Here is a 22389-nt window from a genome sequence, read left to right on the forward strand (position 1 = left end):
GGGAGAAGAAATGCCAGAAGCAAGCTAGGGAGGCCGGAAATCGCGGTATGCTGGCTTTGGATCCCGTTAATCTCTCTTCATAGTCTTCCCCTATGGATGTCTTCGCCCCAACCGGAAACCTGCATGCCGGCGCCATTTGGCCGGAGGTGGTGGTTACCCTCACGCTGTTGATCGTCCTGGTGGTGGATTTGGTGGGTGGGTCGGCGGCGCGCAAAAGTCTTCCGGCCCTCTCCCTCTTTGGTTTGCTTGGGGCCTTGGTGACCTTGGTGTTGCAATGGCAGCAGCCCCAGTTGGAGAGCTTCTTGGGCAGCTTTGCCGCGGATCCGGTGAGCATTCTCTTCCGCGGCCTGGTGGTGGCGACGGCAGCCCTGACGGTGATGATGGCGGAGCGCTACTTCCTCCAGGCAGGCGCGCCCACGGGCGAGTTCTATGTGCTGCTCCTCACGGCCACCTTGGGGGGCATGTTCCTCGCCGGGGCGACGGATCTCATCATGGTGTTCGTCTCCTTGGAAACGCTGGGCATCGCCAGCTACCTGATGGCCGGCTACACCAAGCGGGATCCGCGTTCTTCCGAGGCGGCCCTGAAGTATCTGTTGACGGGGGCCAGCAGCACCGCTATCTTCCTCTACGGCATGTCGCTGCTTTATGGCCTGTCGGGGGGGCAGACCCAGTTGGCGGCTATTGCGCCCTACCTGGCCAATGCCGGGCTGGTGGGGATCCTCGCTTTGGTGTTCTGCCTGGGCGGCATTGGCTTTAAGCTGGCGGCGGTGCCTTTCCACCAGTGGACTCCTGATGTCTATGAGGGATCCCCGACGCCGGTGGTGGCCTTCTTGTCGGTGGGATCCAAGGCGGCAGGCTTTGCCCTGGCCATTCGCTTTTTGGCCACCGTCTTTCCGGCGATGACAGAAGAGTGGCGGGCGGTGCTCTCGGTGCTGGCCATTTTGACCATGGTGCTGGGGAATGTGGTGGCGATTGCCCAAACCCGCCTCAAACGACTGCTGGCCTATTCTTCTATTGGGCAGGCGGGCTTTGTCTTGATCGGTTTGGTGGCGGGCACCGAAGCGGGCTATGCCAGCTTGATTTTTTACCTGATGGTCTATTTGGCCATGAACCTAGGGGCTTTTCTGTGTGTCACCCTCTTCAGCCTCAAGACTGGCACCGACGAAATCAACGAGTACAGCGGCCTCTATCAGAAGGATCCCTTTCTCACCCTTTGCCTGAGCATTTGTCTGCTCTCCCTGGGCGGGTTGCCGCCGCTGGCCGGCTTTTTCGGCAAGCTCTATCTCTTCTGGGCCGGCTGGCAGGCAGGAGAATACACGCTGGTGCTGGTGGGCCTGGTGACTAGCGTCATCTCCATCTACTACTACGTGCGGGTGGTGAAAACCATGGTGGTAAAAGAGCCGCAGGAGATGTCGCTTTCGGTGCAAAACTACCCCCCAACCGACTGGCAGGCAGAGGGCATGCCGGCTCTGCGAGTGGGCATGGTGGTGACGCTGGTGGCCACCATCTTCGCTGGCATCCTCTCCAATCCCCTGTTTACCCTCTCTGTTCAGGCAGTGGAGCGTAGCCCGTTTTTGGGGTTCCCGACAGCCCAGGCATTCATTCCAGGGTCAAAGACCGCAGATGGTAGTCGAGGAAGCCCTGGGTTCGTCTGCTCAGGCTGGCAAAGGATAGTTTTTGGGGTTCTCCCCACCTCGTCTTCACAAAGTTGACAAAGTGTTGTGCAGCGTTCGAGACCACAGCTTTAGTGCTTGGCATCCCTCTAAAAAGTTGCCTCATCAGCCCTGGATCAAGCAGCTTGCTCTCTCTGCACTTCGGCCTCAGGGAGTGTTCCATGCACAGTGCTGAGTATGGTGTTGGGAAACTCAGGTTACTTGTCGAGGTATAGGCGAGGAGCTGTCTTTGGATACACAGGCCGCAACTAGCATAAAATTATCCAGAAAGGTGGAGCGGGCAAGGTAATCGATCAGTCCTCTCTCAATCCTAAGATGTGCGCGACGAACTCTTTGCGAGCATAGAATGCCCGAGAGGTACTTCCATGACCTTGTCCCTTCGTTCTTGGCTGCACAAGTTTTCCCATCTTGCCACTAAGACTTGAAAATCCTTTGGTTCTTATTGTTTCTCGAACAAGGTTGTAGTCTGCTTTCACCTGATCGTAAATTTCGGGGTCATTAAGATCGAAGGAAGCTACTGAGTGAACAATAGAACGCTCATCTGCTTGGCTCTCGAATATACGTGCTACGACAACGATTCTCTGTAATTTGTTGAAGAGGTGACTTTCTTCAAACTCTCTACTTTCAACTTCCACAGGATCTATCATAGTGATTGCCATTGTTTCTTTTACCCGAAGTACCCTTGATCCTCGAACTACTCGAACTACTAATGGGACTAGCTTTAGTTCCCAGCTCCCAAAGTTGGGTGATCGAGATGAGTTGAGAGCCAAGCCTAAGTAACGCTCAATCGTATGACCAGCCCAGCCTTTGTTTTTCTTATTGTCTTTGCTCCAAACCGTGACGTTAAGTTGGTCTGCTAGCTGCCGTAGATCCTGACCTACCAACGTAGTGAGCCTGCTAACCGCCTCTGCCCTTTCCATAGACAGTCTTGCTTCAATGCAGGTGGCAACTTAGTCAAACAAGGTTGCTCAATCGTCTAATTGATAGTTCAACATAGCGTGCATCTGCTTCACAACCAATAAACCTCCGACCCAACAACAAAGCGGCAACTCCAGTCGTGGAGGAACCCGCAAACGGATCGAAAACCAAGTCGCCAGGGTTAGTACTAGCGCGAAGGCATCGGGAAACTAGAGCAACCGGCTTTTGAGTTGGGTGCTTTCCATAAACCTTCTCGGCTTTACCTGGAGGAGGAATTCGCCAGATATTTTTCATCTGTCTACCGCCATTTTCAGCCTTCATTTGCTCATAATTAAAAGTGTAACGCTCCTTTCCTTTACGTGCCTTAGTCGCCCAAAGAATTAGTTCTGTTGAATGAGTAAAGCAGCGGCACCCTAAATTCGGAGGTGGAGATGGTTTTTCCCAAATAATGTCATTGATAATCCGAAACCCAAGCTGCTGCATAGCAAATCCAACAGATGGATAAACGTGCAAAGTACCTGTGACCCATATGGTACCTGTGGGCTTAAGTAAGCGATAGCAAGCAGCCAGCCAAGCTTTATTAAACTCATGATCTAGCTCAACACCTTTGCTGCGATCCCATTCGCCTTTATTCACCTTAACCATGCGCCCAGCAACACAGGTAATCCCGTCATTTGAAAGGTTATACGGGGGATCAGTCCAAATACAGTCCACACTCTCAGCAGGCAGCGAAGCCATGAGTTCCAAACTATCACCATGGTACAGGCAGGACAATCCATCACTGGACTTCCATACCAATTCTGGCTTGCTCGGCTTCGCTACCTCGTGGATACTTTGTTCAAGTTGTAGTTCAAGTTGTACCTGTGCTGTCATTGGGTTTGCTTTTTGACTAGTCGCAAGTCAAATCTACTGTAAGATAGCAGCAAAAGTATGCTGCTTCGCCGCATTAACTCTATTTGACTTCGCTGTTCCAGCCCCTTCTCAATGACCTTGCCGTCGCACGATCACAGGACTTCCTCTCGCTTAGGTCGACTGGTAGGGTGTGGTTAGAGCAACGGGGATCTTGAAGAAGGGATCAAATACCCTCTAGGCTGACATTAAGAAAGCGGGCAATCTCGGCGGCTTGGTTTTCAATCTCGGCCAAAGAAGGCGGCTGCCCAACGCCGGTGAGGGGGATGTCACTGCGTCCTTTCACTCGCAAGTAGATAGCTCGGCGGGGGTTGAGGCCTTCTCGCAGCTCCACCCGCAGGCTTTGCACCTCGGCAAAGTCGTATTCTAGGCGCACCTCGCGGTTTTTGCCCGGAAAGCCCTGCCGCACCAGGGTTATCTTCTGGGTGCGGCGGTCGAACTCGTTGTAGCCGCCCCCCAGGTTCCAGTACAGGCTCAGCCATTGATACAGCCCCGCCAGGGATCCGAGCACGCCGTAGAAGAGCATGGCAATGCCCTGGGGAATGAACACCAGGCTGGCGGGATCGGAAAAGGGGAGCAAGTTGCGGTGGAAATAGCTGGAAAGACCCGCCAGGGTAAAGCCCAGCCCACCCCCTGTCAGCGCCACCGCCCAAAAGTAGACGCTGGGCCGCCGCGACCCGATTACGGTGTAGCGCAGCAGGTCTTCCGAGCGAATTTCGGGAACAGTCGCAGACACAGACGGGATCCCTGTCGATTTTCCAAGTTGGCTTCTCCCATTTTATAGGCGGGGAGGAGCTTGCCCTGTGGAGCAGCAAGAGAGTTAGCATTTTTCCGCCGCCAACAACAAGAGCAGCCAGGGGGTTGGTCCTTTTGCAATCCAGCCTCAGGGGGGCGAAGCAGGAGAGGGGGTTAAGCGCTGCGGCCCTCTCCGCTTCTACGCTGGGATCGCCCTCAATTTAGGGCTGAGGCTCGCGCGGCGTCACAATTTCCCCTGCCCCTGGGGTGACGGCTGGAGGTTTAGAGTTGCCAGTGGCGCTGGGAGAGGGGTCGCCCTCAGGGGTGGGAGGAGGGGAAGGGGTCTGGTCTGGCTCGGCAACAGGAGGAGAAGGCTCAGGGTCGGGGGGCTCGGCTGCGGGAGTTGGGGTTGGCAAGGCAGCTTCCTGAGCCGTTCGCTCCCCAAAGGCCGAAAGGGCAATCGCCGCTTCCCCGCGGCTGACCGGCTCAAAGGGGTTAAACGTGCGGATGGGGCCGAAGGTGCGCAACACCGTGGAGGCATTCTCCAGGCTGCGATCCGCCACCAGGGGGGCAACGGCCTCGTCGGGGATCTGGGCCGCATCGGTAAAGCCCCAACGCTCCTCCAGCTCTGCTCGGGATCCCTTGATCTGGCCGGGCGGCAAATCCAGAGGTGCCTTCATGCGGATCAGCTCTGCCCGCGACAGCAGGCTGTTGGGGCGGAACTCGCGGTTGGCATCGCCGACCACCAGGCCGGCAGCTCCCAGGGCCTGGATGTAGCGAAAGTTGGGATCCTCCTCCGGCACATCCAAAAACAAGGGGCGCTCGCCAGCGGATCCCAAACGGATTTGGCGGCTGGGCTGGTCGGCGTGAATGGCGTTGTTGGCCAGCACCAACCAGCGGGCAAATTCGCCGCGACGAACGCTACGCTGCGGCTGAAACTCACTGCCAACAATATCGGCAAAGACACCCAGCCGATCCAGATCAGAGACAGCACGGGCCACCAGGGATCCGGGCTCCAGATCCGTGAAACGGCTGCTGACCTGGCTGGGCGGGGGCGTGAAGGAAGCAGGGGGGGTGGCAGGAGCAGAGGGGGAGCGGGATCCCGGCAGAGGCGTGGGCGTCTCCGGTCGGTCGGCGGAGAGAGGGGGAGGCAGGCCCACCGGTCGCACCGCTCTTTGCAGCCGCTCTCCCCACTCGGTTCCCTGACAGGCCGACAACAGCCCCAGCAGCAAGGCAAAACCAGCGGCCCTGAGCCAGGTGCCGGCTGGAGGCAGCGACCGCCTAGACTGCTTGAGCCGATTGAGCTGATGCTGCAATGCTTTCTCCCCCTCTACTGAGCCCATTTGCGGCTGAACTCCTCCAGCACATCCAACAAGTTCAGCAGGCTTTGCATCGGCAACAGATCCGCCAGGGGCAATTCTTTGCGCCCACCCCCCACTTTTACCGGGATCCGTTGCAAGATCTCCGTGACCGCGTCCTCATCCACCTTGCCTGCCCTCACCTGGGGGGCCAGTTGTTCTGCCAAGAGGGTGTGCAGATGGGCATCCCGCAGGTAGAGGTGCCAGCGGGCTACATCGATGTAAACTTCCTCGCCAATGGCAGCGGCCAACTGCTCGATCTCTGGGTTGCTGGGCACTTGGGCCATCGCTCAGCTCCGTCAGTGGTTGCCCTCTGCCGATCATAACTTGGGCCCACCTCAGGGAGAGCTGGCGGCAGAGCGGGCCGGTAGAGGCAGGGCGAAGTTCTCTTGCAACTGCCGCAGCAGCAACAGGTGTTCCAGCGCCAGGCGATCCCGTTCTGTGCGCAACTGGCTCAGTTGGGCCTGAATTTGACGGATATCGGCCTCGTCAGAGTCCCAGGTTTGCAACAGGCGGTAGAGGCGCTCTTGTTGGTTGGCAATCTGCCGGTTCAGGCGGGCCAAGCGGCGGCTGAACTCCCTATCCATTTCCTCGGCCAGCTCGAGGTCGGGCAGCAGAGCCAGGCGATCCCAATGAATGCCCAGGTCGGCCAAGGTGGGGAGGGGCGGATCCAACTCCTTAAGGAGGGGGAAATCGGGAAAAGGCGATAGCTCTATCTCGGGAGAGGCCGGTTGGTTTTGGGCGGGGGTGGAAGCCTGAGAGCCGGCCAGCGGTTGGGTGAGACGGGATCTGGGTGAGGGCAGGTTGGTGGGCTCCAGGGCATGGGGATAAGGACGTGAGTCCTGCGGCGCTGCGAAATGGCTGCCACTGGGGTCAGCCTGGGCCGACAAGGATCCCAGACTAACTAGCCAAAGGCAAACTGCCAAACCGCAAGCTCCGCGAACAGCTTTTTCCACCCTCCACTCCTCAATCTTTCTCAAGCCTGCTCAGAATCATTCCCAGCTCACCTCGTCGCCGAGGTTCGGCGTTGTCTCAAACAAAATTGAGTAGGCATCTTGTTTTTGCCCCGGCTCGAACAGATAGCGCTGGGCAACCCGGGCAGAGGCAGGCACGATGGCCACCCGCACCGGCGGCTCCTCTAGCGACACCAACGGCTGGGGATGCGACCAACGCCAGCCCGCCCAGCCGGCTCCCGCCAAGGCCACCCCAGCCGCTGCCACCCGTCCCCAAGGGGTGCCCCTGCACCGCCGCCAGCTCAGATCGAGCGCCGGCCTGCGGTCCAGCTCCTCGAACACGCGGCTGATCAGCAGCTCTGTTTGGCCAGGATCCAAAGTTGGGGCCTTGAGGTTGGCCAAGCCGGCCTGCAAGGCTGCCAGTTGGCTGTACAGTTGCCGCGCTTGGGGATCGCTGGCCAGCCAGTCTTCCACCTGCCGCGCCTCTTGGGGCGACAATTCCCCATCCAGGTAGGCGCTCAACTGTTCAAAGCGCTCCTCCACCAGCGGCAGTTCTGGCTGGGAGTCCTCGCGGTCGGGGTTAAGGTTGCCGCGAACCATGGTCATTCACCATCGAGGTAGGGTTTTAGGGTGGATTGTAAGCGGGCGCGGGCGCGGGCAATGCGAGACTTAACGGTGCCCAAAGACACTCCTGTGATCTCGGCAATTTCCTCGTAGGCCATCCCCTGAATTTCCCGCAGCAGGATTGTCTGGCGAAAAACCTGAGGCAGGTCGCGGACGGCTTGGTGCAATTGCTCGTAAAACTCGCAGGTGGTGAGGTGCTCATGGGGGCTAGGGCTCTCGCTGGGCAGCTCCCATTCCACCTCACTGTCCCGCATCGAAATCGGGGCATCCAAAGAAAGGGGCTGCTGCTGCCGTTTGCGCTTGCGCAGCTCGTCATAGAACAGGTTGGTGGCAATCCGCCCCAACCAACTGCGAAACTTCGCCGGCTCCTGCAGCCGCTTTAGGTGGCGGTAGGCCCGGATCCAGACTTCCTGGGCCAGGTCGTGCCGGTCAGGCCAGTCGGGGGCCAGGTGGTAGAGCACCTTGTCCACATAGGCCTGGTGACGGCGTATCAGCTCAGCGAAGGCCTCGCGGTGGGGCCGGGATCCCTGCTGGCAGAGCAGCACCAGATCCACGTCAGCGAGCTTTTCGGGCCGCACAGGCACGTCCTTCACCCAGACCGACCAGCGCTGGCCACTGATGTCGCTGAGGGCAGCATCCATAGGTACCCATAGATTATCGAAGGACAACGACGGAGGGATCCCCTCCCAAGCAGAACCTCTGTTAGCTAGACGATAATGGCGCAGTTTGAGTTCCTCCCGCTCGGCCCCCACTCCCCAAACTCAAGGCAGCTGCAAAGGTTCCAGAGGCCGCAGCGGCTACAAGCTCTCGGATTTTGGGGCAGGGGACCCGACCTAGGGCGAACACTCTGCAGGATAGCCCTTGAGCCGGCGACTGGGCTACAGTGGGCTTGCGCTAGGGTCAACCGACATGAATTCTGATGTCTCTGCTGCCCTCCTCTCCGAGCTCAAGGCGGTGCCGACGCTGGCCCAACTCTCAGCAGCCTCTCTGCAATGGTTGGGATCCCAGGTGAAGCTGCGGGATATTGCGGCAGGACAGGCGCTCTTGATGCAGGATGCCTGGGGCAACGTCGTTTATTTGATCCTCTCTGGCTGGGCCAAGGTGCGGCGGTCTGTGGGGATTCGCACAGCAGAAGGGACACAAGACAGCGCCCAAACCCTGGCTTTGCTCGGGCCGGGCGCTTGGGTGGGGGAAATGGCGGTGCTGGACGAAGCCCCCCGCTCGCGGGATGTGCTGGCCCTGACCCCGCTGCGGGCGGCCGGGATCCCGGCGGCCACCTTCAAGGCGCTGATGCTGCAGGAGCCGCACCTGTGTTATCGCCTGGCTTGCAGCCTCTCCCGCCGCCTGCGCCTGGCCAATTTGCAGGCCGATCTGGATCGACAAAGCCCCCCGCTGCGGGTGGTGCATGCGCTGGTACAACTGGCAGAGGCCTTTGGCGAGAAAACCGAGCAGGGCGTGCGCATTGTTTACCCTCCCCTCCAGGATTTGGCCGATATCAGCCAGGTCAGCCGGGAGGTAGCGGCGGCGGTGCTGGGCCGCCTGCAACAGCAAGGGGTGATTCAGGTGTTGCCGGAGCACCAGTCTCTGCTGCTGGTGCAGTACGCCAAACTGGTAGAGGCCACCCGCCTGCTCTAGGTGCATCCGTCCTGTTTTGGAGACTGCCCATGCGCCCCCGGCCCATCCCGCCCCGGCCCGGACAAGAATCCGTCTGGGACTACCCGCGCCCGCCCCGCCTGGAGCCAACCGCCGAGCGGGTGGAAGTTTTCTTTAATGGCGAGCTCATCGCCCACAGCTGCCGCTGCTACCGCATCCTGGAAACCAGCCACCCGCCCACCTACTACATCCCCCCCGCCGATGTGCGGCTGGAGTATCTCCGCCCCAGCGCCCGCACCTCCTTCTGCGAGTTCAAAGGATCTGCCCGCTACTGGACGGTGCAAGTTGGATCCCAGGTGGCCGTGGATGCCGCCTGGAGCTATCCGGATCCCAGCCCGGAGTTTTGGCCCATCCGCGACCACCTCGCTTTTTATGCGGGCCGCGTGCAGGAGTGCCGGGTGGATGGAGAACGAGTCCGGCCCCAGCCGGGAGATTTCTACGGCGGCTGGATTACCTCCAAGGTCGTAGGCCCCTTCAAGGGGGAGCCGGGGAGCTGGGACTGGTAGGCTCTAGGCAAGAGGGGATCCCTTTTGCCGAGGAAAAGGACTACAGTTAAGTCGATAGGGGTCAGGTGTCCAAAGACGCCTTGACGCGAGCAGGAAAGCGGACAAAAGCCATGACGGTGCGGGTGCCCCTCGACTACTACCGGGTTTTGATGCTGTCACCACGGGCGGACGAGCATCAGATCGAGCAGGCCTACCGAGAGCGGCTCGATCCCAAGCCGGGCGAGCGCTCTTGGCTGCTGGGGTTTTCGCCGCAGGCCGTGGAAGCTCGCGCTCAGCTTATTCAAGAGGCAGCCTCGGTGTTGCTTAACCCAGAGGCGCGACAAAACTACGACGAACACCTGACACCGGCGGATCCCACCCTGACGGTGGAAGAGCCCCTCTTGCCAGGAGTGCTGTGTTTGTATTGCGAAGTCGGAGAGTACCAAGCGGCCTTAGATTTGGCTCAACAGATGCTGGAGCAGGGCCACCCTGCCCGTTCTGACGCCATTTTGGCGCGGGCCATCGCCCGGTTGGAGCTGGGCCGGGAAGCCTGGCAACAGGGATCCTACGAAGAGGCGGCGCGCTCTCTGCAGGCGGGCCTGGCGGAGCTGGAGGAGTATCAGGCTTTTCCGCAGCTGCAAGCAGAGCTCCGCCTTGATCTGGGCAAGCTGCGTCCCTACCGCATTTTGCAGCTCCTCAGCCTTGAGACTAGCACCCCCGCCCAAATCGGCAAAGAGGCGCTTGCCGATCCTGTCCTGGCGCGGCAGCAAGGGCTTGCCCTCCTGAAAGCCATGCTGGACGAGCGGGGTGGCATTGAAGGAAGTGGGCAGGATGGCTCTGGCCTCAGCACAGAAGATTTCTTGCGCTTCATCCAGCGGGTGCGCCGTCACCTTACTCTCCAAGAACAGCAGGAGCTGTTTGAGCGAGAGGCCGAGCGTCCCTCGCTGGTGGCCGCCTACTTGGCCGTGCAGGTGTTGCTGGCAGCAGGCTATCTGGAAAAACGTCCGGCCTTGGTGCGGCGTGCCCGCGGCTACTTGGCCCGCCTGGCCCAGCGGCAGGATGTCCATCTGGAGCAGGCCATCTGCAGCCTGTTGCTGGGGCAGACCGAGGAGGCGCTTGACCATCTGCGCTCCAGCCAAGAAACAGAGGCCCTGCAGTTTATCGAAGAACACTCCGCCGGCTCCCCTGACCATCTGCCGGGTCTGTGCCGCTTCACAGAAAGGTGGTTTCAAGAGGAGGTGTTCCCAGAGTTTCGCGGCCTGGAAACTGCCCAAGCAACCTTGCAAGCTTACTTCGACAACCCCCAGGTTCAGGCTTACCTGGACGAGATGCCCAGTCGCGAGAGCTCGCCGGCGGGGACGCTATCTCCCCCATCTTTCCACCCCGCACCCCATTTGCCTGCTATGGTGGGTGGCCCACGCCTAACTGAGCAAACACAAGAATCGCCTCGCCCGCCCGCCCCCTTTCCGCGGGGAGGGACAGCGCCTCCTCCAGAGCCCCCGCGTATGTCCGATTTGCCCGCCTACCGGCGCGGCGAGGGGCCGGCCAAGCCCCCCTTCGAGGAAGGGATCCCACACGCCCACGAGTGGGGATCGCAGGAGGTGGAGCGTTACCGCCGCAGCCGCCTGGGATCCCGCCGTGGTCGGGGTGAGCGCCCTGCCATTCCCCTCGGCATCGGCTTGGCCGGAGTGGTCGGCGTGGGCATCCTCTCCCTGCTGGTGATCTGGCAGATGCTGAGGAGCCTGTTCACGCCGCCAGCGCCGCCGCTGGAGCAGCCCCAGGTGCAACTGGAGCAGCCGCCGGTTGCCATCGACGCTCCGGGCCAGCCAGAACCCACGCCTGAGCCTGAATTGACCGGCCCTCTGGCCGAGTGGCGGGGTGTGCGACAGGTGCGGGTGATTGCCAATGAGGGCATTAACATTCGCCAGCAGCCCAGCCTGACTGGGGCTATCGTCGGGGCCGCCCCGCGCCAAGCTTTGCTGCGGGTGGTAGAGGTGCAGGCTGGCGAAGGACAGGTGCCTGTCTGGTTGCGCGTTGAGCGAGAGGGGGCCCCAGGGGGATGGGTCGCTGCCCAATCCGGCTCAACCCGTCTGGTGGAGCGACTCTAAGCCTTTCCTGCTGCCAGCTTCCGTTCTCCTTTTGGGGGATAACCTGTCTCCCGTTTGCCTGCAGTGGATATTCTGCGCAATGCCCCGCTGGGAATCTACCTGGAAGAGCCGCGCACCTGGCTGCACCGCCTCGATCCGCGCGTGAAGCTGGCCTGGCTGCTCAGCTTTCTGCTCAGCCCAATTTTGGCTGGCAATGGCTGGCGCCTGGCCGTGGTGGCGGTTCTGTTGTTCTTGACGGTGGCAGCCCGCCTGCCGCGTCGGGTCTGGTCGGGCCAGCTCTCGCTGGTGTTAGCCCTCAGCCTGCTCACTTTTGGGATCACCAGCTTCGCTCCCGATGGGTTGGGGGTTTTCCCGCAGCCGCAGCGGCAGGACGCGCAGGTGGTGGGCTATGGGCTCATCCCCGGCTATGACGGGGGGGTGGAAGAGGGATCCCGCGCAGCAGCCAAGCGGGCCTGGCGGGAGCAAACCCGTGCCTGGCCGACTCCCTACCGCTACCGCTTGCTGCAGGTTTCCCTAGGGGAGCGAACCTTTCAGGTGTCCCGCCGTTCCCTGTCGGTGGCTTTGCGGCTGGGCACCCTCATCTTTACGCTGCTCTACGCCACCAATTTGTTTTTGCTGACCACAGCCCCAGAAGAGATCACAGAGGGGATCGGCCACCTGGTGCAGCCTCTAAAACGCTGGGGATGGCCAGTTGCGGAGGTGATCCTCACTCTCACCTTGGCGCTGCGCTTTCTGCCGCTGGTGATGGAGGAGGTGCAAAACCTGGTGCGGGCGGTGCGCACCCGCGATGTCCGCTGGGGATCCCTCAGCTTCCGGGGCGGGATCCAAACCCTGCTGGCTCTGGTGGAGCGCTTTTTTGAAAACCTGCTCCTGCGGGCAGAGCAGACAGCCATGGCCATGCAGGCGCGTGGGCTGACCGGCCCCGACCACCCCTTGCGCTGGCACCGCCTACACCTGCGGCAGCTAGATCGCGGGGCGCTGGCCCTGCTGCCCCTGTTTTGGCTGCTGAGGGCCTTGTCCCCCTGAGGCTACGGCCGGGGGACGCAGTTCCTTGCCAGCCAGCGGCAGGAGCAGCCGGGCAACGGAGCGCCCATCCCCAGAGGAATAGAAGGAGAGCTGCCCTCCCATCCGCTGCAGTAGCCGTTGGCACAGGCCAAGTTCCAGGCCGGGGCTCGCCGAGAGCGGCGATTGGAAGAGGGGATCGGCGTAGATGACCTGTTGCGGATCCCATTGCAAGGCCGTCAGCAGGTGGGGATCGAAGCTGCCCTGATCCACCACCAGCAGCTCTGCATAGCCCTCTGTGGCTTGGCTCCACAGATCCAGCCGCCCCCCCTCCGGGCTGCGCAAGGCAGCGGCCAGCAGCACTTCCCAGAGGATCATCTCCAATCGCCCGACATCGCCCTGGACGACGAGGCTGAGGTCGCCGTGGGCGCGCGGCCACAGCTTGCGTTTTTGGGTCAGGCCCTCCACTCGGCGCAGGCTTTTGCGCACCAAGGTTGCTAGGGGCACCGACAGCAACTGCGGCTGCACCTGCCACGTTTCCGTCTGCAACAGCGGCTCGGCGAAGACGGCCAGATCCCGCAGCTCCCTGCCGATTTCCACCACCTTTTGCCAGCGGGTGGCCTCATCTCCCCGGATGCCCGGCACTTGGCCAAGGCGGCGCAGGCCGTCCAGCAGGGCATTTTGCAGATCCAGCAGGCGGCGGTGCTTGTACCAATTCAACTCGCTGAGCACCTCCTGCCGCTCCTGCAAAGTTTGCACCCAAAGCAAGCGCCGCAGCGTCCAGCCACAGGTTTGGGCCATCAACGTCACAGCCGCCTGCTCCTCTGCCTCCCAGACTCTGTCCGCCTCTGCTCCCAGGATCAAAACCCCCAGGGGCTCCGGCAACGAGGGATCCGTCTCCCCCAAGGGCACCAGCAGCCAGGATCCCAGGCCCACCGAGTTTAACCAGGCGCGGCTGGCAGCCGGGATCTGGTCTTGGGCAAGCGGGAGGGGACCCCTCGCCTGCAGCACAGCGGCCAGCAAGGGATCCTGCCGATTGATCTCAGTGGGGCCGCTGGGGCAGAACTCGGGGGCAGCGGCAAAGGGCGGCTGCAAGCAGGCCCGGCTCTCCCCCGGCTGCCAACTGACCACCAGCGCCAAAGGGATCTGGAGGAGTTGGGCCGCCTGTTGGGCGATGGTGGCGTAGAGAGCCTCAGGGGTGGCCAGGTTTTGCAAAGTCAGACAAGTGGCGATCAGGCCGCTGAGCAAGTGCTCTTGCCGTTCCTGCCGTTGCTGAGACCGAAGTTGCCGCAGGAGCAATCCCACTTGTTGGGCAGTCCCGCGCAGCAGTTGCCGTTCTTCTCGGCTCCAAGCCCTTGGCCGCGGGTGGAGCACTAGGATCAGCCCTTCGGGGGTGGCAGTGCCGCTGGCGCCGGTATGAGTCAGCATGAGGGAGCGCACCCCCAAAGGGGCCAGTTCTTGCCGCCAGGAGAGCAGGCGCAGATCCTGGTCGTAGTTTTCCGCCGCCACCACCTCGCTGCGCAGCAGATCCTGCCAGTCTTGCTCGCTTAAGGAGCTGAACTGCGGCGGCAGAGCCTGCTTGCCCTCGCTGCGGTACTCGGAGAAGAGGCGGGGGTTCGGCCTATCGGGATCCACTGTCAGGACGGCCACCGCACTGGCTTGCAGACGCTGGCCCAGGCCGACGACGGCTTGCTGGAGAGCCTGCGGCAGCTCCGCCGGGTTGTAAAGCGAACGGCCCACCTGCTGCACAAACTCTTGCTCGTCGGCCAACTGGCGGATGCGGCGATCCAGATTTTCCAGGGGGGCGGCTAAGGCCAGCCCACTGGCGGCGGCAGCCACCAACTGGCGCTCCACAGCTTGCCAGGTGCGGGGCACATCCGATTGCACCCAAATGAACCCCAGCAGATCTTTCTCCAGCAAGATGGGGGCGGCCAAGGCCGCCTGGGCCCGCAACTGCTGCATCAGCTTGAGGGGGATCTCGGAGCGGGTCGTCCCTGTGCCGCCTACCACCACCTGGCCATCGGCGAGGGTGTAGTACATATCTCCCAACTCCCGCAGCGAAAGGCCGCCATCTCCTGGCGACGCTGCTCCTGCTTTGGCCTCTTTGGACATGGGGGCAGGAGTAGGTGGCTGGCTGGGTCTAGAGGCGCTTCCATGGGGAACAAACCGCCCCCGGCTGCGCTCGTGCCAGTACACCTGGATATGGACGGCGCCCAGGCAAGTCTGCAGCTCCTGCCTCACCAGGCTGACCCGTTCCTGCAGGGATCCCGCCTGGCATATCGCCGTTCCCAGCCTCAGGAGCGAATCCTCAAAGCGTTTTTCGCTCTGCTGCCTCCAGGCATTTTCCAGCTCCTGCAAAGAGGCGGCCAACTGGCCCAGCAAAATCCCCAGGAGCGCTTTCTCTTCCTCGCGGGTGGTAACCCCCCACATCTGGGATCCCAGCATCAGGATCCCCAGGCAGCGCCGCCGCCCTGCTGCTGAAAAGGGGTAGATGAAGCAGCCTTGGATCCCGCCCAGGCGCCTGGCTTCCCGCTGCCAAAGGCCCATGCGCGGCTCCTGGGAAAGATCGGGCACGCTGATGGGCCGCTGCTCGATCACCACCTGCTCCAAGATCTCCCCCGGCTGCAGGGGATGCACCCCTCGCAAGAGAGTTGGCTCCTCCACAAGGCTAAACCCTCCCTGACCCAGCAACTGGTGATTTTGATAGTCATAAAAGGCCAGCCAGATCAGCGGCGCCCCAAACACCGCCTTGACATACTCCAGCGTGAGCTGAATGAGGGCATTGGCATCGCTCTGCTCCCGCATCTGTTGCAAGGTTGCCTGTAGGGCAACTAGGGGAGAGATGGCGCCAGCTCCACTGGAAGAATAGGGGGAAGGAGGTTGAACCATGGCCCGACGTGGGTTATGCAGGTTTCTGCAGAGGGAAAGCGGCCGCAGCTTTCTCTTGGCCCACCTTAGCCATGCCGTTACTTGGGCTTCAGCCCCTCTCCCAGGAAAGGGGAAGCCCCTCTTGAAAATGGGGCTGCTGGGGAACCTAGGCCCTTTTCAAGGAGCTGGGAGCCGGGACCCGCGCAGTTTGGAGGTGTTGGTGACCAAGCTCTGCACAAAGCGTTGCAAGCGCTGGCGTAGGTTTTCGTCCTTGAGGTTGCCCTGCTCATCGAAGGCGCTCCAAGCCCGACCAATGGCAATCTGCTCCGGGATCGCCCAGCCATGCACCCACCGCACAATTAAACGCATCTGGTTGAGGGTATTGCTGTTGCTCTCACCGCCCAAAACGCTGATCAGCCCGAAGACCTTGCCCTCTAAGTGTTCAAAGCTCAAGAGATCGAGAGCATTCTTCAGGCTGCCGCTGATGCCGCCGTGGTACTCAGGGCTAGCCAGGATGATCCCATCGGCCCGCTTCATTGTTGCCCGCAAAACCTCCACGTCGGGATAGTCCGGGTAGGATTTCGAACCATCGGCAAAGGGCAACTTCATTTGCCGCAGGTCGAGGATGTGCAAGAGAAGCCTCAACCTCTCAAACTCGCGCCGCACCACCTCTAGCGCCTGATAAGTCAAAGAATTGGGCCGCAAGCTGCCGCCGATGGCCACGAAACAAGCTCCAGAGGCTTCAGCCATGACGGCTTGCCAATCGACAGTAGGGGCTTGCAGGGTTGAAGGAGACATAAGCCAGGCTCCTGAGCAGACATTAGTTATGCTTCAAACAATCATAACTCATACTAAATCTGCATTGTAAAGATTTCTTTAGCCGTCTTGCTGAATAAGGCTGACGCATTGCCGAAGCGTCGCGCAGCGATAACAGCCGGATTCTGCTTCGGAGCTGGGATCTGGATATCTCCCAGCAGGGGAAGCTGGGGCCAGCGGATTACATGTAGCAGGTTGGAAAAATCATCTCGCCAGAGGGGATCCCCAGCTTGGGGCAAAAGGGGCTGCCAGGGATCCCAGTCTTGCCGGCCACCAGGGCTTTTGGCCATCAGCACCCAGTGGGAAGGGGCTAGCCCTGCCCGGCGCTGGGCGGCGGTGAGCTCTTCATGGGCTTGCTGCCAGGCGGGAAGCCGCAATGCTCTTGCCAAGGCGGCCAGCACTGGCGCCAAGTCCAGGTGGCGGTTGGTGATGTTAAAGAGCAGCCAGCCCTGGGGCTTGAGCTTGCGGAGGTAGAGGGTCAGGGCCTCCTGGGTAAGCAGATGCACCGGCACGGCGTCGGAGCTGAAGGCATCTATCACCATCAGGTCGTAGCTGCCATCGGGGATCCCTTGCAGGCGGAGCCGGGCATCGCCCAAGATCACCCGCACCTGCGCCCGCCGGCTGGCCCAATCGAGATAGGGGAAGTAGCGGCCCGCCCAGTCGGCCACGGTGGGATCCAACTCGAAAAACGTCCACTCATCCCCTGGCTCGGCGTAGGCGGCCAAGGTGCCGATCCCCAGCCCCAGCACCGCCACCTGGGCCGGAGAAGAGGGCGGCTGCGCCCGCCACCGCTGGAACACCTGACCCACCGGCCCCTCGCGGGAAAAATAGGTGAGCGGCTCCAGGGCCTTTTGGGGATCCAGGTTTTGGCTGCCGTGCAGGGTGGTGCCGTGGAGCAGGCTGCGGAAGGATCCGTCCTCAGCGTGGTATTCCACAATCCGGTGGAGGCCAAAGGCGCTGCGCTCCTCGGCCACCACCTGGAGCCCCGGCGGCAGCCAGGTTTGTCCTAGCAGCAACACTAGACCCATCCCTGTTCCCACCCAGCGCCTTCTGCTGCCTTCTCCTACAGACCCCAGAAGGGCCATCCCCAGAGCCAAGCCCCCAGCGGCTCCAAGGCGAAAGAGCGCCTGAGGACGAAAGCCCAACAGCAACAAAGGCAAGAGCAACCCCAGCCCTAGCGACAGGCCCAGCCGCCCTCCCCGTGCCGCTAAGGCCGCCAGCGACACCCCCAAGAGCAGGGGGTACTCCAGTAAGGTCTCAAACATCTGCGGCGCCAGCAAAGCGGAGAACAGCCCTCCCAAGCTGCCTCCCACAGCCAGCCACAGGTAAAACTGCGTCAACTGCTGGGCGGGTGGACGGGATCTGGCCAACTGACTGTGACAGGCCCAGCTCACCAGGCCAAAAGCCCCCAGATGTAGCGGCAACACCCAAAACCAAGGTCTCGCCCAGCCCAGAACCTGGGCCCCTAGCGCTCCACAGGCCAGCAGAGCCGTTGTCCCTAAAGCCAAGTCATTGGGGTAGAGGCCGCCGAAGGCCAGTATGAAGGTCATGAGGTAAAGGCTCAGGGGAACGGCCCACAGCAGGGGCACCGCCGCCACGTCGGTGGTCAAGAGGGTGGTGGCCGCCACCAACAGGCCCGCCGGCAAAAAGGCCCAGCCGGCCCAGCGCCAACGCTCCCGCCAGGAGACGGGGGGGATCTCCTCCACGGGATCTCCCCTCGGGAAAGTCACCTCCCGCCCGTTCAGCATGAGCCCCACCCCACCCAGCAGCACCAGCGCTGCGACCAGAGCGTAGGATCCCGTCCACAGGTGGGTTTGCCCCGACAGAGACAACCGCGGCTCCAAGAGCAGCGGATAGCCCAGCAGCCCCGCTAGGCTGCCGGCATTGCTGGCCACGTAGAGCCCGTAGGGATCCCTTTTCGCCTCTCCCAGCGCCCGCTGCAGCAACGGCGTCGTCCCCGACAGGAGAAGCAAGGGTACTCCCGCCCTTGCTGTCAAGTCAGCCAACAGAGCTAGGGAAGGGAAGACCCCTTCCAGTTGGCCAGGGATCCCAAACTGAAAGGGCAAAAACTTCAGCCCCGCCAGCAGGAGGATCCCGTGCAGCAGCACGCCCCAGCCGGGAGCGAGCCCTCGCCCCAGCCGGTCTGCCCACAGGTAGCCCAGCAGCAAAGCGAGCTGGAAAAAGACCAGGCAGGTATTCCAAACCAGGGGGGATCCCCCCCAGAGCGGCAGCAGCAATTTGCCCACCAACAACTGCCCCCAAAAAAGGCAAAAGGCGCTGCCGAACAACGTGAGGCCAACCAGCAAAACCACAACCGTGCCCCCAACCCCTGGCTGTCAGTTCTAAGAAGCTTGGATGCCGGTGCTGGATTCAGGGGCGGATCCCAGCAGCCGCGAACCTCCGCCCGCCCAAGGGAAGTTGCAAACCCAGCTCAGCGGCTCATCACCTGTAGGGGAAAGCGTTCGGCCAACTCCCCTTCCACCTTGGGTAGCCATTCTTCTTGGAACACCCACACCTGGCCCTGCTGCACGCGGCCATCCGGGTTTTGTGTTAGCTCCAGCCAATAGACAAACTGATCCCCCCGCAGCACCACGCCTTGGGTGGCCAGGGCAAGACTGTAGCCGGGATTGTTGGCCAAGGCTTCAGGGGCCGGGTAGCGGATCACCTCCACCGCCCGATCCAAATCGGCGGCGATCTCCGGCCCGTAGATCTCGCGAATGGCTTGGAAAAGATCCTCTGCCGTCAGCCCTTGCGGGCGAAAGAAGGTCATGCGCTCCGAGCGAATCGTCTCCCGATCCAGCGGGTTGATGATCCGGCCCGGCGGGGCCACCGAGGCCAAAAAGGTAAATCGGGATCCATCCGGCTCCACGCGGTGAATGTTCAAGGTTTCGCCCGGGCGGGGCCGCAGCACAGGATTATTTCTCACCCAGGCCGCCGCTTGATCCGGCGATTGCCCAGGGATCCCCCATGCCGCCGATGGAAGGCCCACCACTGCCCAGCAGGCTATGGCCAAACCGATTGCGTCAGCGGGACGGAGTCCTTTCGCGTCGTCGGGACGCAGTCTTCTACCCCGGCCCGACAAAGTCCTTCCCCAGCTCGCGCCCAGGATTGGCCACGGATTACAATGCACCTTCTCAATCCTCCGGACAAACAAGACAAAATGCAAAACGAAAGGCGAAAATAATGTCCACAAAAAGCTAGAAGTTAACAGGCGGGCGTAGACAAGGCGACGTTTACCTCGGAGCGCACCCCGCTCTACCCATGTCTAGTGTATCTGGAGAGCGCAGCGGGATCGTTGCGCCTCAGCGCGAGCATTGCGGCCAATAGTGGCAAGGAGGCTTTGGCGAAATCCCCAAATCTCCGGGGTCACATCCCGCAAAACGTAAAAGATACCTTAAGATTAACGGTAAGCAAATCTCACACGCATCAGGTCAGCACCTCAGGAGGTAACCGATGGCTCTCGTTCCCATGCGGATCCTGCTGGATCATGCCGCCGAACATGACTACGGCATTCCGGCTTTCAACGTTAACAACATGGAGCAGATTCAAGCAATCATGCAAGCTGCCCATGAAACCAACAGTCCAGTCATCCTGCAAGCCTCTCGAGGGGCGCGCAAGTATGCGGGCGAGCACTTTTTGCGCCACCTGATCCTGGCGGCAGTGGAAACCTATCCCCACATTCCCGTCGCCATGCACCAAGACCACGGCAACAGCCCCGCCACCTGCTACTCCGCCATCCGCAACGGCTTCACCAGCGTCATGATGGATGGCTCCCTCAAAGAAGACGCCAAAACGCCGGCCAGCTATGAGTACAACGTGGCCGTTACTGCCGAGGTGGTGAAGGTGGCCCACGCTGTCGGCGTGAGCGTGGAAGGAGAACTGGGCTGCCTGGGATCCCTGGAGACAGGCCGCGGGGAAGCAGAAGATGGCCACGGCGCTGAAGGGGCCCTCAGCCACGACCAACTGCTCACCGATCCGGATCAAGCCGTGGACTTTGTGGAGCAAACCCAAGTGGATGCGCTGGCTGTGGCCATCGGCACCAGCCACGGCGCCTACAAGTTCTCCCGCAAGCCCACGGGCGACATTCTCGACATGGAGCGCATCGCCGAGATCCACCGCCGCCTGCCCAACACCCACCTGGTGATGCACGGTTCCTCGTCGGTGCCCAAGGAGCTCATCGACATCATCAACCAGTACGGCGGCTCCATTCCCGAAACCTACGGTGTGCCGCTGGAAGAAATTCAGCGGGGCATCAAAAACGGAGTGCGCAAAGTTAACATCGACACCGACAACCGTCTGGCCATCACGGCTGCGGTGCGCCGGGCCCTGGCCGAGAATCCGAAGGACTTTGATCCCCGCTCTTTCCTCAAGCCTTCTATCAAGGAAATGCAAAAAGTGTGCGCCGAGCGCTACATCGCCTTCGGCTGTGCCGGCCACGGCACCAAAGTCCCGGTGGTTACCCTGGACGAGATGGCGGCCAAGTATGCTTCTGGCGCTTTGGCGGCTCAGGTGAAGAAGACGGTTGCGGTCTAGCCCTCACACCCAGCCGCTGCAGCCCAAAGGTTCTAACTCAATATCGACAGGTGAGGGGATCCTTTGTGGATCCCCTTTTGCTTTGGAGGAACTTGATGCGTTTTGCCGGTCAGGCAGCTTTTGCTACAGAAGGTTTGTCCGCTTCGACTTGCTGGTTCAGCAACGCCAAAGTCAGGCGATCCAGCATTTCCAAGTCGGCCTCAGAGTAGCGCCGCTGAAAGAGCAGCTCGTTGATGAGGTTTTCTTGCTGCAAACTGAGAAAGCCGCTGCGGAAAACTTGCTCCACGATTGCTTCGATACTAAGGGCCGGAGCAACAGGGAGAGAATTCAAAGAGGCATTCAGGGTCGTTTCCGTTTGAGAGGGTTCGTTCGAGAGTTCCCGATTACTTGTGCCGAGGAACGAGATAGCGCTGCTCGATCTGCTCCCTCCAGGAACGGGCGACCTCAGTCTGCAGCTTGTCTACAGCAGAAGCATCGTCCTGCCACTTGAGGGAAACCCCCAGTAGCTCCCCCATGGGAAAGTGCTCGCTCAGCAACGCCGCCAAGCGGTAAGTACGGTAATCTAGCGTTAGATCTACACCAGCTTGCATCTGTATTTCCTCCGCATTTCCAACGTTTACGTCCCCATCATAGCCCAAATATCCGTAAAAAAACGGAAAACACCGAGAATCCACGTACGCGATTTCTAGGATTTTTCTACGCCATTTGGCGGATAGCGGCGGGGATCCCACGGAGCTGTGGGGTGAGTTCAGGGATCCCAGCTCAGCAGAGCCGCGGTTGCGGCGGCCAGGGTGGCGGCGTTGAAGGGCTTGCTGGTGAGGTCATTGGCTCCCAGCCGAGCAAAGAGGCAGCCTGGGCATCCCTGATCCCAGGAGTTCTCTGGATTACAGGGATCCCCTCCATTGCCGCCCGGAGGTCGGAACCTAGTCGGCGTCTTCGTTGCTCACAAAACCTGGGTTGTCCGGGGATCCACTGGGTGCGGGCGATTCCAGGGCGTGTTTGAGGGCATGCCAGGCCAGGTTGGCGCACTTGATGCGTACCGGGAACTGGGCAACTCCCTTCATGGCATTGAGGGAGCGGTACTCCCGCGGAAACTCTTCGCCGCCGCGCATCATGGCCTGGAAGCGCTCGACCAACTGCAGCGCTTCGGGGATGGTGCGCCCGCGCACGGCATCGGCCATAAGATCGGCAGAAGCCAGGGCAATGGCGCAGCCCTCTCCCTCAAATTTGATATCGGCAATCCGCTCCTGGCCGGGATCCAATTGCAAGGTGAGGTCGATGGTGTCGCCACAGGAGGGGTTATGGCCGCGTTGGCGACGATGAACCGGATCGACCCTGCCGAAGTTGCGGGGCTTTCTGTAGCGTTCCAGGATGACTTGCTGATAAAGTCCGCGCAGGTTGTCGAGAGGCATTGTCGTTCCCGCTTGGTCGCTGCTTGGGCCAGAGCCCTATCCCCACCCTCCAGGGGCTACGGCTCCTTCCGGCCAATCTGGCTAGGCCCAAGCTAACTAACTTAATCTTAACCCTGTTCTCTGGGCTGCAACGGCGGGGCAAGGCAGGGCCTCCTCATCTCCCAGATCAAGCGGGTGGATTTCGACGGCTGCCCCGCCCAGTTCTGCCGGAACCTGCTCCCTCCACCGGCAGCAGGGTAGGTCTTGGGCGGGGGCTGGCGGCCTTTTTCGCTGACCAGCAGGGCAACACGCCCAGGTGCCCAAAGTAGCTGCGAGAGGCCGGGGGCCTCCAAGGCAAGTCCT

The 22389-nt window shown here is 61.2% G+C and carries 21 protein-coding genes; 6 read left to right on the forward strand and 15 right to left on the reverse strand.

Features of this window, described 5'->3' with window-relative positions:
* The first annotated feature begins 92 nt into the window (after window positions 1–92).
* Window positions 93–1712 (forward strand): NAD(P)H-quinone oxidoreductase subunit N, encoded by a 1620-nt coding sequence (locus ACVWXC_RS00430; RefSeq protein WP_457391176.1) that lies wholly within the window; start codon window positions 93–95, stop codon window positions 1710–1712.
* Between the two features lie 254 nt (window positions 1713–1966).
* On the opposite strand, the gene ACVWXC_RS00435 is transcribed toward ACVWXC_RS00430, so the two are convergent.
* From ACVWXC_RS00435 to ACVWXC_RS00470, 8 genes are all read right to left on the reverse strand, one after another.
* Window positions 1967–2593 (reverse strand): MvaI/BcnI family restriction endonuclease, encoded by a 627-nt coding sequence (locus tag ACVWXC_RS00435; RefSeq protein WP_457391178.1) that lies wholly within the window; start codon window positions 2591–2593, stop codon window positions 1967–1969.
* 34 nt (window positions 2594–2627) lie between these two features.
* Window positions 2628–3464, reverse strand: a complete 837-nt coding sequence (locus tag ACVWXC_RS00440) for a DNA-methyltransferase (protein WP_457391180.1) — start codon at window positions 3462–3464, stop codon at window positions 2628–2630.
* A gap of 202 nt (window positions 3465–3666) precedes the next feature.
* Window positions 3667–4236 carry a photosystem I assembly protein Ycf4 gene (locus ACVWXC_RS00445; RefSeq protein WP_457391182.1) on the reverse strand — a complete coding sequence of 190 codons (570 nt, stop codon included), beginning with the start codon at window positions 4234–4236 and terminating at the stop codon, window positions 3667–3669.
* A 220-nt stretch (window positions 4237–4456) separates the two neighbouring features.
* Window positions 4457–5578 carry an S-layer homology domain-containing protein gene (locus ACVWXC_RS00450; protein WP_099883948.1) on the reverse strand — a complete coding sequence of 374 codons (1122 nt, stop codon included), beginning with the start codon at window positions 5576–5578 and terminating at the stop codon, window positions 4457–4459.
* Window positions 5566–5880, reverse strand: coding sequence for a DUF3181 family protein (locus ACVWXC_RS00455; RefSeq protein WP_011430332.1), 315 nt, complete (start codon window positions 5878–5880; stop codon window positions 5566–5568). Before ACVWXC_RS00455 ends, ACVWXC_RS00450 begins: the two co-directional genes overlap by 13 nt.
* A 51-nt stretch (window positions 5881–5931) precedes the next feature.
* Complete coding sequence (locus ACVWXC_RS00460) at window positions 5932–6549, reverse strand: hypothetical protein (protein ID WP_011430333.1); 618 nt, start codon at window positions 6547–6549, stop codon at window positions 5932–5934.
* A gap of 36 nt (window positions 6550–6585) precedes the next feature.
* Window positions 6586–7146, reverse strand: coding sequence for an anti-sigma factor family protein (locus tag ACVWXC_RS00465; RefSeq protein WP_083759162.1), 561 nt, complete (start codon window positions 7144–7146; stop codon window positions 6586–6588).
* Window positions 7147–7148: 2 nt separating this feature from the next.
* Window positions 7149–7811: a sigma-70 family RNA polymerase sigma factor gene (locus ACVWXC_RS00470; RefSeq protein ID WP_011430335.1), complete on the reverse strand. Its 663-nt coding sequence runs from the start codon at window positions 7809–7811 to the stop codon at window positions 7149–7151.
* A gap of 268 nt (window positions 7812–8079) precedes the next feature.
* Here ACVWXC_RS00470 and ACVWXC_RS00475 point away from each other — a divergent pair, with 268 nt between their 5' ends.
* The 4 genes from ACVWXC_RS00475 to ACVWXC_RS00490 all read left to right on the forward strand — a co-directional run bounded on the left by ACVWXC_RS00475 (window position 8080) and on the right by ACVWXC_RS00490 (window position 12442).
* The gene (locus tag ACVWXC_RS00475) at window positions 8080–8805 is read left to right on the forward strand and encodes a Crp/Fnr family transcriptional regulator (RefSeq protein WP_099812102.1); all 726 of its coding nucleotides are present in this window, start codon (window positions 8080–8082) and stop codon (window positions 8803–8805) included.
* A gap of 29 nt (window positions 8806–8834) precedes the next feature.
* The gene (locus ACVWXC_RS00480; protein WP_011430337.1) at window positions 8835–9329 is read left to right on the forward strand and encodes a DUF427 domain-containing protein; all 495 of its coding nucleotides are present in this window, start codon (window positions 8835–8837) and stop codon (window positions 9327–9329) included.
* Between the two features lie 65 nt (window positions 9330–9394).
* Window positions 9395–11416, forward strand: coding sequence for an SH3 domain-containing protein (locus ACVWXC_RS00485; protein WP_457391186.1), 2022 nt, complete (start codon window positions 9395–9397; stop codon window positions 11414–11416).
* 63 nt (window positions 11417–11479) lie between these two features.
* On the forward strand, window positions 11480–12442 hold the full coding sequence (locus ACVWXC_RS00490) for an energy-coupling factor transporter transmembrane component T family protein (RefSeq protein WP_011430339.1): 963 nt from the start codon (window positions 11480–11482) through the stop codon (window positions 12440–12442).
* Here the strand turns inward: ACVWXC_RS00490 and ACVWXC_RS00495 are convergent.
* From ACVWXC_RS00495 to ACVWXC_RS00510, 4 genes are all read right to left on the reverse strand, one after another.
* On the reverse strand, window positions 12380–15307 hold the full coding sequence (locus ACVWXC_RS00495) for a GAF domain-containing sensor histidine kinase (RefSeq protein WP_457391188.1): 2928 nt from the start codon (window positions 15305–15307) through the stop codon (window positions 12380–12382). The two genes, ACVWXC_RS00490 and ACVWXC_RS00495, sit on opposite strands and share 63 nt — an antisense overlap.
* 156 nt (window positions 15308–15463) lie before the next feature.
* Entirely contained in the window at window positions 15464–16036 is a 573-nt protein-coding gene (locus ACVWXC_RS00500) for an NADPH-dependent FMN reductase (protein ID WP_457391265.1), read from the reverse strand.
* Window positions 16037–16137: 101 nt separating this feature from the next.
* A complete protein-coding gene (locus tag ACVWXC_RS00505; protein ID WP_011430342.1) occupies window positions 16138–18414 on the reverse strand; it encodes a fused MFS/spermidine synthase in 2277 nt (758 codons plus the stop codon).
* A gap of 119 nt (window positions 18415–18533) precedes the next feature.
* On the reverse strand, window positions 18534–19091 hold the full coding sequence (locus ACVWXC_RS00510; RefSeq protein ID WP_228375204.1) for a hypothetical protein: 558 nt from the start codon (window positions 19089–19091) through the stop codon (window positions 18534–18536).
* Between the two features lie 464 nt (window positions 19092–19555).
* Here ACVWXC_RS00510 and fba point away from each other — a divergent pair, with 464 nt between their 5' ends.
* The gene (gene fba, locus ACVWXC_RS00515; RefSeq protein ID WP_011430345.1) at window positions 19556–20635 is read left to right on the forward strand and encodes a class II fructose-bisphosphate aldolase; all 1080 of its coding nucleotides are present in this window, start codon (window positions 19556–19558) and stop codon (window positions 20633–20635) included.
* Window positions 20636–20744: 109 nt separating this feature from the next.
* On the opposite strand, the gene ACVWXC_RS00520 is transcribed toward fba, so the two are convergent.
* The 3 genes from ACVWXC_RS00520 to sufU form a co-directional block, all read right to left on the reverse strand.
* Entirely contained in the window at window positions 20745–20921 is a 177-nt protein-coding gene (locus tag ACVWXC_RS00520) for a hypothetical protein (protein WP_240527365.1), read from the reverse strand.
* Window positions 20922–21018: 97 nt separating this feature from the next.
* Window positions 21019–21225 carry a hypothetical protein gene (locus tag ACVWXC_RS00525; protein WP_099834884.1) on the reverse strand — a complete coding sequence of 69 codons (207 nt, stop codon included), beginning with the start codon at window positions 21223–21225 and terminating at the stop codon, window positions 21019–21021.
* A gap of 333 nt (window positions 21226–21558) precedes the next feature.
* Window positions 21559–22047 (reverse strand): Fe-S cluster assembly sulfur transfer protein SufU, encoded by a 489-nt coding sequence (sufU, locus tag ACVWXC_RS00530; protein WP_011430348.1) that lies wholly within the window; start codon window positions 22045–22047, stop codon window positions 21559–21561.
* Between the last annotated feature and the right edge of the window lie 342 nt (window positions 22048–22389).

Source organism: Thermostichus sp. OS-CIW-20 (assembly GCF_054061455.1).